Source organism: Pectobacterium parmentieri (genome assembly GCF_001742145.1).
Classification (GTDB): domain Bacteria; phylum Pseudomonadota; class Gammaproteobacteria; order Enterobacterales; family Enterobacteriaceae; genus Pectobacterium; species Pectobacterium parmentieri.
On record NZ_CP015749.1, the window covers coordinates 4,061,868 to 4,074,772 of the forward strand.

The 12,905-nt window shown below is 46.1% G+C and carries 11 protein-coding genes; 4 read left to right on the forward strand and 7 right to left on the reverse strand.

Annotation, left to right across the window (positions count from 1 at the left end; genetic code table 11):
- Positions 1 to 27: 27 nt before the first annotated feature.
- Both A8F97_RS18395 and A8F97_RS18400 read right to left on the reverse strand, forming a co-directional pair.
- Complete coding sequence (locus A8F97_RS18395; protein ID WP_014702190.1) at positions 28 to 237, reverse strand: hypothetical protein; 210 nt, start codon at positions 235 to 237, stop codon at positions 28 to 30.
- Entirely contained in the window at positions 237 to 503 is a 267-nt protein-coding gene (locus A8F97_RS18400; RefSeq protein WP_025920159.1) for a helix-turn-helix domain-containing protein, read from the reverse strand. The genes A8F97_RS18395 and A8F97_RS18400 overlap by 1 nt, the downstream gene beginning before the upstream one ends.
- Positions 504 to 1,070: 567 nt before the next feature.
- Here A8F97_RS18400 and A8F97_RS18405 point away from each other — a divergent pair.
- A complete protein-coding gene (locus A8F97_RS18405) occupies positions 1,071 to 2,282 on the forward strand; it encodes an acyltransferase family protein (RefSeq protein WP_025920158.1) in 1,212 nt (403 codons plus the stop codon).
- A 100-nt stretch (positions 2,283 to 2,382) separates the two neighbouring features.
- Here A8F97_RS18405 and A8F97_RS18410 read toward each other — a convergent pair whose 3' ends face one another.
- Positions 2,383 to 3,234, reverse strand: coding sequence for an SDR family oxidoreductase (locus A8F97_RS18410; RefSeq protein ID WP_014702187.1), 852 nt, complete (start codon positions 3,232 to 3,234; stop codon positions 2,383 to 2,385).
- A 100-nt stretch (positions 3,235 to 3,334) separates the two neighbouring features.
- Between A8F97_RS18410 and A8F97_RS18415 the strand changes: the two genes are divergently transcribed.
- Positions 3,335 to 3,769 (forward strand): winged helix-turn-helix transcriptional regulator, encoded by a 435-nt coding sequence (locus A8F97_RS18415; protein ID WP_033072396.1) that lies wholly within the window; start codon positions 3,335 to 3,337, stop codon positions 3,767 to 3,769.
- 108 nt (positions 3,770 to 3,877) lie between these two features.
- Here A8F97_RS18415 and pgaD read toward each other — a convergent pair whose 3' ends face one another.
- From pgaD to pgaA, 4 genes are read right to left on the reverse strand one after another with little or no spacing between them, the layout of a single operon-like run.
- Positions 3,878 to 4,309 carry a poly-beta-1,6-N-acetyl-D-glucosamine biosynthesis protein PgaD gene (gene pgaD, locus A8F97_RS18420; RefSeq protein WP_014702185.1) on the reverse strand — a complete coding sequence of 144 codons (432 nt, stop codon included), beginning with the start codon at positions 4,307 to 4,309 and terminating at the stop codon, positions 3,878 to 3,880.
- A gap of 3 nt (positions 4,310 to 4,312) precedes the next feature.
- Positions 4,313 to 5,641, reverse strand: a complete 1,329-nt coding sequence (gene pgaC, locus A8F97_RS18425; RefSeq protein WP_014702184.1) for a poly-beta-1,6-N-acetyl-D-glucosamine synthase — start codon at positions 5,639 to 5,641, stop codon at positions 4,313 to 4,315.
- Complete coding sequence (pgaB, locus tag A8F97_RS18430; protein ID WP_015731598.1) at positions 5,638 to 7,653, reverse strand: poly-beta-1,6-N-acetyl-D-glucosamine N-deacetylase PgaB; 2,016 nt, start codon at positions 7,651 to 7,653, stop codon at positions 5,638 to 5,640. The genes pgaC and pgaB overlap by 4 nt, the downstream gene beginning before the upstream one ends.
- Positions 7,654 to 7,664: 11 nt before the next feature.
- Positions 7,665 to 10,127 carry a poly-beta-1,6 N-acetyl-D-glucosamine export porin PgaA gene (gene pgaA / locus A8F97_RS18435; RefSeq protein WP_033072397.1) on the reverse strand — a complete coding sequence of 821 codons (2,463 nt, stop codon included), beginning with the start codon at positions 10,125 to 10,127 and terminating at the stop codon, positions 7,665 to 7,667.
- Positions 10,128 to 10,330: 203 nt separating this feature from the next.
- Between pgaA and A8F97_RS18440 the strand changes: the two genes are divergently transcribed.
- Positions 10,331 to 11,215, forward strand: a complete 885-nt coding sequence (locus A8F97_RS18440; RefSeq protein WP_014702181.1) for a BrxR family helix-turn-helix transcriptional regulator — start codon at positions 10,331 to 10,333, stop codon at positions 11,213 to 11,215.
- A 190-nt stretch (positions 11,216 to 11,405) separates the two neighbouring features.
- Entirely contained in the window at positions 11,406 to 12,875 is a 1,470-nt protein-coding gene (locus A8F97_RS18445; protein WP_015731595.1) for a GGDEF domain-containing protein, read from the forward strand.
- Positions 12,876 to 12,905: the final 30 nt, after the last annotated feature.

Genomic DNA, 12,905 nt, shown 5'->3' on the forward strand with positions numbered 1-12,905 from the left:
CAACACACGGGGGCATCCACAGGATGCCTATTCCCACCCCGCCGTCAATCGCCGAGCCCTAGCCTGAATTGCATCACGAATGGTGGCAGGAAAACCCGCAGGCAGTTGATTTCTGACGTTCATCACAACAGTACCCATAGACTGTGCAAATTCAGTCAGAATGCTTTCCATTGATTCTCTGGCAAAATCAACCGCCCCCACCCGATAGCCGTTCATGTAAACATCGAGCGCAGCCATTACCGTTCTTCCTTCCAGGATGATGCAACAGAGACGTCATTATCGGTTACCTTTGCGTTTCTGGGAGAAACCGTAAGTTCCAAATTCAATGCCGACAGGATTTTAAAGAAGGTTTCTAGCTTGGTAGAATCAGGATGTTGCTCGAAGCTGGATACCGTATCCTGACGAATACCCACTTTACTGGCTACTTTCCCTTGTGAAAGTTTCTGCGTGACACGAACATCTTTCAGATAGCTGCTAAGCTGTTTGCTATTAGTGACCTTCATCATTTTACCCTACCGGTTATAAGCGGTAGGGTAAACATTACACGCTTTAGCAGGTAAAACAATATTTACACGCTATAGGCGTTAAAATTAGGTTATCGGCTATAGCGTGTAAAAATCGCGGATATCTTTGGCCCCAGAAAGAAATGCTGGCATTGCTATCACAGCTATCCCCGAGGTCCGTACAGGATTCCTTCATTGATAAATGGATACTCGGCGTGATCTATTCTGATAAATCCCCTCCCGCCGTCATTTTTTATCTCTTTAACCTTCATGTCCTAATCGTTTAAAAAATATAAAGAAACCATCAAAAATTTATAGTTAAATAAAACAATTAAATATAAATATTAAAAAACAATTTTGTAAACCAAAGGTTATCGTGTTATTAGTAAATTTAAGGGACATCCTTTAAAAAATAATCACCACCAAAGGTAAATAAGAGATACTAAGTTAGCATCCTTATTATTTTAACTATTATAAAACAAATGAAAATTATAAATATTTTATTTTTATATATTTATGATAGATATCCACCTCATTTTTCGCATCGCGCTTAAATAGGAAAAACAAATGGATAGCAATCCCATCGAAAAAAATGGTAATTCGCATTATTACCCGCGTGATTTCATTATAAAGAGAACACCAAAAGGGCACCTACCGAATTTACCTTCTCTAAACGGCACTCGCATTATTGCTGCTCTTCTTGTGTATCTCTTTCACACATCGAGCGGAAATATGTTAAATCTGTTCTCAGATGACGCTATCGGCACAACCTACTCTTTTATCCTCAGTAAGGCTGGGTGGGTAAGTGTATCGTTCTTTTTTATCCTGAGCGGTTTTGTCATGAACTGGTCCTCGCCATCAGTCAGCAATCCACTCCAGTTCTATAAGAAACGATTCGCGAAGGTATACCCTGTAAATATATTTATTATTATACTCCTTATTTTTACTGGAATAATAAGCATTGGGCGTGTTGATGTCTGGTTACCCAATTTATTATTGATACAGACATGGATACCGCAAGGCGATATTTATATTGGCGGAAATGTCCCCAGTTGGTTCCTATCTGTTATTGTTTTTCTTTATATTATTTACCCATTCTTACTCAAAATCGTCAAAAAGATACCGACCGAATCTTTATGGACGTCCGTAATATTATGCTATATCGCCTTAATCGCGGTTAATGGTGCAATCTATACGTTATTACCCACCGTTCCGGTGATTGAAGGTTGGCCTCACGTCGTTGGTGAAATTCAATGGTGGCTTTCCTATACCTTCCCGCCAACACGTATTTTTGAATTCGTCATCGGTATGTTGCTGTCGCGTATTATCCTTGAGGGAAAGTGGATACCCGTATCTGTAACCACAAGCATGGTACTGACCGCATTAACATATTGCATCGACCTTTTCATGCCGTTCCTGCTTAGCCTCAATTTGGTGACTCTCATTCCGCTGACATTACTGATAGGCTCACTCGCGGTGAGTGATCTACAAGGAAAGCGTTCATTTTTACATGCGAAACCAATGCAATGGTTAGGCAGCATTTCTTTCTGTTTTTACCTGATTCATTTCTTAGTTCTGCGCTTGCTAAATGAATGGACTGATGGCAATCGATACGATGTGATAGGCGCTGCGCAACTGATCATAGCCGCTGGGGCGGTTAGCCTGATCGCTGGCTGGTTGCTTTATCAATTCATTGAACAACCTGTCGGCAAGCTGCTTACTAACAAAATGAGGAAAAACATTAGCAGTCCAGAGCAAGAAACTCGCCCAATATCCTGATAAAAAAGCCAACTATTGATTGTGAGTACAGACTAATAATAGAACGCAATCGGCCCAGAATGATCTCCGGGCCGATTCTTTACGCGTTACTTTTTAGACGTTATTTCAGCGTCGCTTTTACTACCGCTGACAACGGCGTTGTTGAACGGCCAATCAGTTGGCTCAACTGTTTAGCGCCATCAAACAGACCGCCTTTGGATGCCCCGACGTCTGAATCGGCAATAATCTGCGCGAAAACATCAGGTAGACCAGCAGAAACCAGCGCAGCGGTGAACTCCGCTTCAGACAGGTTTTGATAACCGATAGATTTACCAGACTGCTTGCTAATCTCCGCAGCCAGCTCCGCCAACGTATAGGGCTCATCACCAGCCAGTTCATAAACTTTGCCAGCCTGTCCTTCCTGCGTCAGTACCGCGACGGCGGCGGCAGCGAAATCTTCACGGGTTGCAGATGTAATTTTGCCTTCGCCCGCACTACCGATAAATACGCCGTGCTCCAACGCCGCAGGGATGCTGGCCGCATAGTTCTCGGTATACCAGCCGTTGCGCAGCAGGACATGCGGTAAACCAGAGTCTTTCAGCAACGCTTCGGTTTGACGGTGCTCTTCCGCCAGCGCTAACGGTGATTTATCCGCGTGCAGCAAGCTGGTGTAGGCCAGTAATTTCACCCCGGCCTTCGCTGCGGCTTCGATCACATTGCGGTGTTGTGCCGCACGTTGCCCAACTTCGCTGGAGGAAATCAGCAGCACGTTATCCACACCTTGCAGAGCGGAAACCAGCGCCTCTGGCTGATTGTAATCTGCGGCTTTCACCTGCACGCCAAGCGCCGACAGATCGGCAACTTTATTGACATCACGCACCAGCGCGACGATGTCGCCCGCCGGAACTTTTTCTAACAGTTGTGCTATGACTAAACGGCCCAGTTGGCCAGATGCACCCGTAATCGCAATCATCTCAAGCTCCTTTTATTAACCGTCTTTTATTAACAGACACTGGCTGGCATAATATCGGCAAAACTAACTTTAAGTAAGTACATACATAAAGGTAAGTATAGTGAGTCAACACCCAACATCGATAGATTTATTGCCCCCACTTCTGCCAACCGGCAACGTCTTAGCCGAGAAATGCCCGTCTCGCCAGATACTTAACCACGTAACCAGCCGCTGGGGTGTACTGATCCTTATTGCATTACTTGATGATACACATCGCTTTAGTCAACTGCGTCGACGGATTGGCGGCGTGAGCGAACGCATGCTGGCGCAGACCCTGCAATGGCTGGAAAGTGATGGTTTTGTCCTGCGAACAGCCTATCCGGTTGTCCCGCCACATGTGGAATACAGCCTGACGCCATTAGGCAAAGAGGTTGGCAAGCGGGTGAAAGAGTTGGCGGCGTGGATTGAAGGGAATCTGGCTGACATTCTGGCAGCGCAACAATCAGGTGAAAAACAGTCAGATGAACAACTGCCAGCTAAACAGCGCACCTCCTGAGCCAAGATTCTTGCTCAGGAAGCGCCGAGTTTGAGGAACAGGCGGTGATATCAGAGAGAAGCGCTTTCCCACTCTCGCCATCAACCGCCATAAAACGACAATGTGTCTTCAGTCGGTCGCAACTGATACGTTGTCGATACCAATAATTGTTCCGTGCTCATTATGCCAAACACGCTGGATCTTATTACGATGCAATTCCTGAACGACCCCATACGGTAAAGAAAAACTCCTGGCAACGTGTTTGATATCTAGTACATCAGCACGCGTTCTTTGTTCCTTTCTGGAACGATAGCGATAGTGTTCCAGTTTTCCCCAGGCAACTAAGAGCGACGCGGTTACCAGGAATATGCATAAATGTATCGATATAACCCAACATTCTGAGGTAAAGAAAGCCCCTTCTGGAGCATAGTTATTCCAAAAAGTGTCGATAAACACCTCAAAAAACAACCAAATAAAGATTCCCCATCCACATAGCGTCAGGAAATAATCGATAAAGCGTGGCCACCAACGTCTTTCAGACACGATTAAAGGTGAATGCATAATTTATCCTCTTTCAATACCACGGTCGGGACTTTCCCAACGCGCTCGTTTTTTACGCGAACGCAGCATGACCTTGGGAAAACTGACCAGACTGGTGCACAGGCTCAACGTCCAATACACCATCGGATACCAGACCACCCAGAACAAATATTTACCAATGTCCCTCTCATAGCGTCGTTCGATCAACATACTGACTACAAATTGGATTAAGCAAACAACCCCTATCATCATGCCGGTAAATGCGGGAGGAAAGAGCGTTTCCACCCGGATGCCCTCAGGCAGTTCTATTAAAAAGCCTAACAAATACAATAAGACACTCATGGCATAGGTGAAGGCCCATAATATTGAAATAGAATATTCGAGGAACAACGGCCACATTCGGCGATAGCGCCATGACCATAAGTGGCGGAAGTTTTTTAAAAAGACTTCAGCGCCGCCCTGCGCCCAGCGCAGTCGCTGCTTCCATAAACCAGATAGCTTTTCCGGCATCAGAATCCAACACAGGGCTCGTGGCTCAAAAAATATCGACCAATGCCGCAATTGAAGCTTCCAACTGATATCAATATCTTCCGTGATCATATCGGTGCTCCAGTAGCCAACCTCTGCTAGCGCACTGCGACGAAAAGCGGCGACGACGCCAGAAACCGTAAAAACTTTGCCATAAACGCGCTGCGTGCGTTTGATCAAACCAATAATTGAGGAGAATTCACCAACCTGAATGCGACCAACCAGCGTCGAGCGCGTCCTTATCCTTGGGTTCCCCGTTACTGCGCCAACCCGTGGATTATTGATTAATGGGTTAACCAAATAGGCCACAGCATTGGGATCGAGAAGCGCATCTCCATCAATGCACACCAGCAGATCGCTCTGGGCCGCTGCACACGCGGTTTGAAGCGCCAACGCTTTACCCTGATTATGCGCAAGATGAATGACGCGCAGTTTGTCATAGTCGTCCGCCAACCGATCGAGCACCTCTCCCGTATCATCATTGGAGCCGTCATTCACCGCAATCACTTCGATATGGGTATAATGTTGTGCTAATGCCGCCTCAATGGTTTCACACACGTTAGGCCCTTCGTTATAACAAGGGATCAAGATAGACACTAACGGGCGTCCGGCTGGCTCATCAGGTATGACCCCCTCCCCCCAGCGCCAATGACGTTCATGGTGAAACCAGAAATACAGCCCACCCGTTATCCATATCCCTGACATAAATAAAGGCCAGAAAAAGGTAAAGTTTAGGATGACATCCCCTGTAAAAGAGAACATGACGCCAAAAGGGATGCCGAGCATCAGGCATAAGATGAAGAAAGCTAAAATTCTCTCTATCATGGCAGTGGGTACCACTCTGATGAAATCATGGGGCGGATGCTCTCTAATTCAGGCGAATTATTAAGAAAATCATCCGGATAATAACCGTAATTTTGCGCACCATTCAGTTGCAACACGGTCATCCATTTAACCAATTGCGCGGTGTCTAACCACGGTTCTCCTGGGACACGCCAATCCCTTGCCTGAAGTTCAAATACTGTTTTATTCAGCGCGCCGGGGCGGCGAGCCACTTCCTGTACCAGTTTTTGCAGCCACGCATCGCTGTCCCTAGACGCGACGTTTTCCATCAATGGCATTGCCATGGGGGCAACCCAGTCATAAGCGGCAAGGAAGTCATCCAGATTTTGGGAGAACCATGCTTCACTCTCTGGCTCAATAGCAGGGAGCGCGAAAATGTTGCGCGCGGTTTGGACTTGCGGGCCGCGGATCTCATGCACACGAGCGGCCAGATCGAGCGTAAAATCTGTTAATGCTTTACTTTTAAACCGCGTCCAGCGTGCCGTAAGCTGGGGGTTGCGACGAATGTCATCAATCGTGCCGGGGAATCCAGCCTCTCGATATGCCTGTATGGCTTGATGGCTTGCGTCTTCATCGTCTGCAAGCACCGCATCATCATGAAATAAGATGCCACTAAACGTGGCGTAGGAGGAAAGATCCTCATAAATATCAGTAATTCGCTTTCTGGCCTCCGCATCCCATAGCGATAAACGCCGATATTGGCTGTAGTTGATACTACGTTGCCCGCTCTCACTGTCGATCCGCTCAACGCGCTGCAACATCTCATCATCCATATCAAAAGCCAGCACCGGCATCCAGGCGTAAACACGAACAAGCGCCCGCGAGGCTAGTTGCCAGGCCACATGATTGAATAAGTCTTCTCGAACGGGCATCCAGCGATTAGGGAAATAGAGTGACTGTACATTGCCATCCCCCTTCGGATCGGAGAAAGCCTGAAGATAGACGGTATTAATACGCAAGTCGGCAATGCGTTGAATTAAGGCATCCACATTACGAGACTGCTGCACTTTATCGGTGTCATAAACATAATCCAGATCGATATGTGCAACCCGTATAACCTCAGGTTCTCGGGCATAGCTAACCAACAGCGCGAACCGTTGTACATCAGGATTATTGTTAATCAGTATGCGGGGAACGTTATACGGCGAGTCAACCGACGCGGGCCCACTTCCAAGCGTTAGCGCTAGCTGATAGCCACGCTGCTTAACAATGTTTAGCGCGTCCCCCCCCACCGCACCATAGGGCCAAACCCAAACTCGAGGTTTTTTCCCCGTAGCATCAGCGATTCGTTGAGTAATAAGGTCAGTATCATGCGCAAAACGTTGACGGTACTCATCTCGCGTTTCGTATCGTTTACCTTCTGGAAAATAGCGGCGAACGGCAGCGGCCGGTTCCATATTTCCCTGCGGGTTTGCCTGAATCCCTTTATGTAAGTCATAAGTATGAGCCCCAATTTCTACCAGGCCAGATTGCGCCATTTCACCGACTTGCTGCCAGGTAAGAAAATGGTTGCGAGGTATTTGAACACCACTAAAATCCACCGGCTGATCTTCAGGTGTGTCCAGCCAGCGTCCTACGGGCGCCAGTACCGCCGGCCAACCATAGGCTTTCAGTAGAGGGTAAACACGATAATAAAAACTGCTGTAACCATCATCAAATGTCAGTAATACCGCCCTGTCCGGTAGCGGTTTTCCCCCTGAGCCAGCAGCCAGAATGTCATCAACGGATACTGGGTGGTAACCATTCTCCCTTAACCAGGCAAAGTGTTCATTAAGTGCATTAGTTCGTACCGCCATGAAACGCTGATCGGCACCGTCATCTGCAACATCATGATAGGCAATAACGATATATTGATTGGCCTTCAAGGCCTGCTCTTTGACCAAGGTAGGGCGCTCTGCTGGCGAGCTATATTTCACGTCGACGGAATGTGTACAGGCGGTGATCATTAACACCCCCAACGTCATCACAAAGTTTCGTAGTCGTATGAATGACATCACCTTTCTCCTTAAAACCGATAATTCAAATCAAAAGACAGCGATACGTTCTGTTCCCGCTTACCGTCGTAAGGCCGCTTATCCCACTGAGCACTCACCCCCATATCCAGTACGTCATTCCACCGTACTCTTTGCCCATATCCGAGCGTGGTGATAGCCCCTGCGGATTCACCTTTTTGCCAGTAACGCCCCGCGCCAGCCTTCACTTCTTGATGCCACTCCGTCTGGTAATGTCGGTAAAGCAAGTGATCGAGGGTAAAGGCGGGTAGCACGGCCACATAACTCTGCGGGTTGTAATAAGAAACAGCCTGCTTGCTGTTTGCTCCCCAATTGATCGTCGGGGTGAAATCCAGGATTAAAAACGATGATGAAAAGAGGCGCTCTTGCCCGCTCAGCGCATACTCCTGACGTCTGTTACCATCAGAAAACCACCCGTTCGACAGGTCTGCTTGCCATGAGCGTCGTTCGCTTTGCCGCCAGCGTACATATCCCCCGCCGCCATTCGCCGTTACGTCATTTTTAAGTGCGCGTAGCGGCGTGCTGCGCATTAGCCGTTCAGCATTCAGGCCGACACGCCAAAAGTCATTAATGTCATGTCGATAAGAGAGACTCGCGCCGATATCAGAGCCAAATCCGAAATTTCGGTGTGAAAGCTCAACCTCAGCCCAATTGTCACGGTCGGTAAATTCCACACCGCCGCGCATCGTGCGATGGATACCCCGTCCTTCAGTGAAATCACTTTGATTAAAAGCCCCCCCAGAGAACACTCGCCAATGGTCGGCAAATGGCGGGCTATAGAGCACGGCATCAATATTAGTGTCATTCATGCCCTTGGCTGGACTGTCAGACTTGAGGCCCTGAGCGCCGGAAATACGCAGCTCCGCCATGTGATGAACCTGACGCAAACGCGCTAATCGTTTCACAGAGAAATCATCCGGGTAGCGAGCCACGGTATCGTCGGCCAACTGATCAAGCTGGCGCCACTCCTGCAACTCCAATGCCGTAAGCCCTTGATGAGTTTCCAGCCGGAACGATCTGGCTTCCAACAATTCAGCTCGCTTTAATAACGTTTCGGCACGACGCGGCCATCCCCTGTTTAGATAAATCTCGGCCAAACGTATATTCAGCTCTTGGTTCCCCGGCCCGCCCAAGGCCAGATTTTCCGCCAACCGTTGCGCAGCAGGAAGATCGTTATGAGAAACCAACGACTGTATACGCAGGTATTTGATGTCAACCCAATCGTCGTTAGGGATGAAGCTTGATAAGCCATAAACTCTTTTCTTATAAGGCGTTTTTTCTTCAGCCTGAGCTGACAGCCGCGCTGCCTGCTCAACTTTCTCATTTTCCAGGAGGCTGTAGAAAAAATCGCCTTGCCGCACTATCTGAACGTGTTGTGAAGGGTCTTCTTGTATTACCGAACTGAGGATCTGCTCTGCTTTTTCAGGCTGCTTCACATAGAGATAAGCAGAAGCCACCCAGCGTCGTGCATAGCTGGGAATATCCCCCTCTTTGAGGAGTGATTGGTATTCCGAAATAATTTCTTCCATGCGATAGCGGACGAGCAACGCACCTAGCCGATCAATTCGAGCATGGCGATAGCTGGCTTTTGCCGAAGGAAGCGTTCGCCATTGATTCATCAAGCTGCTATAACGGGCCAAAGCGCGATCCGCGACAACGAAGCGTTCGTTTTCCGTTGTGGACGTGATAAACGCAAGACGGACCAGTTCCGCCGCCGCCTCCAACTCTCGCGGGCGTTGCCTTTCATCAGTCTGGAAGACATGACGTTTGCTGTCCTTCAATGCGTTCAATGCAGGTGCGCTAATCGTATTACGTGAAAGAATATCGCTGTAATCAGAAAGCAGTGTTTTATCCTGCGGGGCGTAGCGCATGGCCTGCATGATAGAAAAGAGGGAGTCAGTATGTTGCCCCGCAATACGCTGCACCCACGCTAATTCTCGCCAATGGTTCGCCGTTGGCTCGCGTTTAACACGAGACGTAGCCAATTCCAGCGACCTTTTTGTCTGCCCGGCATCGGCGAGGGTGAGTATCAAACCACTACGTGCATCATCATCCCGTGGAGTACGTTGTAAAACCCGCTGCCATAATTCCACCGACGACTGCCACTGACGGAGATTACGATAGGACTTCGCCGCCGCCCTCTGTGCCGGGTCAGGTAGTGACATCGTTGGCGAATAGGTTTTCCAAATTCGGATCACTTCTGCATCCTTTCCCGCCCAACCGTTAATGAGCAACCAGTCGGTCACCTCGGCAGCGGTCAGTTCGCGATTCCTGGATTGCCCATCAAGCCATGACGTCGCAGGGGAGATATCTCCCTGCCGGGCGTTGCTAATTAGCGTGTCATAGTGAGATTCTGCCGCCGCGACGCCGACAGAAACGGAAAAATAAACTAATGATTTAAGTAAGTTAAACAATATTGGGTTGAGTCTGCTTGAATGAGAGTTAACAAAACTCATCGCTGAATCTCCCCACCAGTGATGACAGAATGACATTCAAATACATCGTTGAGCGCTGGTTTCATGACTTAACACCTCTTATCGAGTCTAAACGCGGCATGCAGCTATCCCTCCCATGATTCAAAGTCAGAGATAGACGCTAAGGCCAGTTTCGCGCATAATAATGCATATAGTTTTTTTATCAATATAATTTTTATACGCATATGACTAAAACTTCAGCAGCAGGTTCAGATCAAGCAGTGAAAGGGCGCAGTTGGGGGCTGGAACGTCGGCTTCAATTCATCGACTTTCGGTTACGGTGGAATGGGCACATAAATCGTACAGATCTAACGTCTTTTTTTGGGCTATCGATCCCTCAGGCGTCGCTCGACATCGCTAAATATATTGAGATCGCCCCCTATAATCTGATCTACGATCGACGCACCAAAACTTACACAGCTACGCCAACATTCTCTGCGGTCTACCCACAGAATTCAGCCCAACGCTATCTCGCGGAATTATTGGCAATGAAGACGGGTGTTCTTGAAGCGGACGCCAGTTTCATTGAGTCTGCCCCAGAGGTGTGCTGGATTGATGCCCCACTCAACACCTACAATGAACAGGTTGTTGAAGTCATTGTTAGAGCAATTCGTGAAAAAAAGGCGGTGAGCATCTGCTATCAATCCTCATCATCAATGGATAATTCGCCACGGCTCATTTCCCCACATGCTTTAGGCAATGATGGGTTACGGTGGCGAGTACGTGCCTACTGCCATATCGAGCAGCAGTTTGCTGACTTCACGCTTACTCGAATTCTCAGCACTGAAAACATCGAACCTTCAACAGTCGATCCCGCTGGCGATTATCCGTGGCATACCTATCTTCAGTTAATTTTGGCACCTAGCGATAAATTACCACCAGCACATCAACGCGCGTTGGAGCTGGAATATGGTATGACCCATGGCGAGTTGAATATATCCTGCCGTCTGGCGTGCTTACATGAAACGCTCAGGCGATTCCACATCAACTTAACGGATGAAAATGGCAATAAAGATCAGCTATTTATATTAAAAAACAAAGAAGAGATTCAAGCATTTCCGGGGACGTAACCTTCGACTCTTATTAATGTCTCTCGGGATAAAGCAGAGCAAGGTCATGATTAAGTGAATTCACATATTGAGTTCACTTAATCATGACCTTGCGTCAGGGATGCATAAAATGATGTAAGATAAGAAGATGAATTATGATGATTCTGATACAAAAGTGATGCCCAGCAAAATAGGTTAACCGGGAAAGAAAATGAAAATTCGCGCATATGAATTATTAATTATTTTCAGTTCAACCTTAATTATGAGTTACTTAGGTTTGTCTTTTCGCCTACTTGACGACACCTCTTTATTCTGGCCAGCAGACACCCTCTTATTTTGCTTTCTTATACTCTATCGTAGTCGAGATAAAAGCACAAAAAATAAATTATTTCATAGCGTTACTTTATGCATGACAGGTTTTATCGGCATGCTGCTACCCTCTATTCACCTTGAAAACGATCAATCTTTTTTTGAAAAAGTCATTTACTGCGCAGCAGGCTCAACTTTTTTCATTACCGCATGGCTTACATTAATAATACTTTTAAAGACAAAAGGTAAGTCATATAGTCTATTAAGTAAAAGTTATATTTTCTTTATATTTATTTCCATTGCTATAGGATCTATTTTTTCAGCCACATTTTATGGATTGCATTTATCTACAAAAACAAGCAGTGAATATGTTTTTATTCTTTCAAGAAAGTGGTTTAGTGAAGAATTAAGCTCTGGTGTTATTTTTGTTTTTTTATTTCTCAATATAACAAAGAAGATAAAAAACGTCCTTAAGATATCACAAATATCAATTAAAATGACCATCAAAAAACCATTTTTCATACTGTATCCTCTCATTATTATTTTTTGCATAGCATCTTCAAACATCACTCTGAGTGTCTTAGCCATATTACCGTTGATTTATCTTTCTTTATCTTTATCATTCAACAAAATCGTTGTCATGTGCTCTGCAACTGGCATCGCACTAAATTATATTTATATAAACAGATTGATAGGCGTTCATAATAAAATAGAAAAAGAGTATTTGTTCGAGCTATCTTATTTATTTCAAATCAACACATCGGTTATCATCATCACCGCCCTTACCGCATCTTTCTTTATTAATGGAAATAGAAAAAACATAAAAAGAATAGAGTTAATTAGTAACCATGATGCACTGACAGGTATGTTAAATAGACGCTCACTCAATCAACATATGATGAATATCATTAATTCCATACGTGATGGAGAGAATAAAATGATGTCTCTGCTTGTGCTTGATATTGACCACTTTAAAAAAATTAATGATACCTATGGACATGCTGTTGGCGATAATGTAATCAGAGGGTTTTCCACAGCCATTAAACAACATACCCGACCTCAAGACCTGCTATGCCGGTGGGGAGGAGAAGAGTTTTTAATAATAATCCAAGGTCTTTCGAAAAATGAGTGCCTAGAGATAGCAGAGAGAATACGAACTATTATAGAAGGGTCTTCATTAGCTATTTCAAATGGTCATGCTGTGCGATGCACAACCAGCATCGGTGTCAGTTTTTTTCATCTGGAAAGAATAGAAGATTTTCATGACGCGTTTAAAGAAGCCGACAAATTATTGTACATAGCAAAAGAACAAGGGCGTAATCGCGTAAATTCGGACATTAATGTAAATTCGGTACAAAAACTAATATCATGATATCAACATCCGTTTAAAATACCTTTTTTA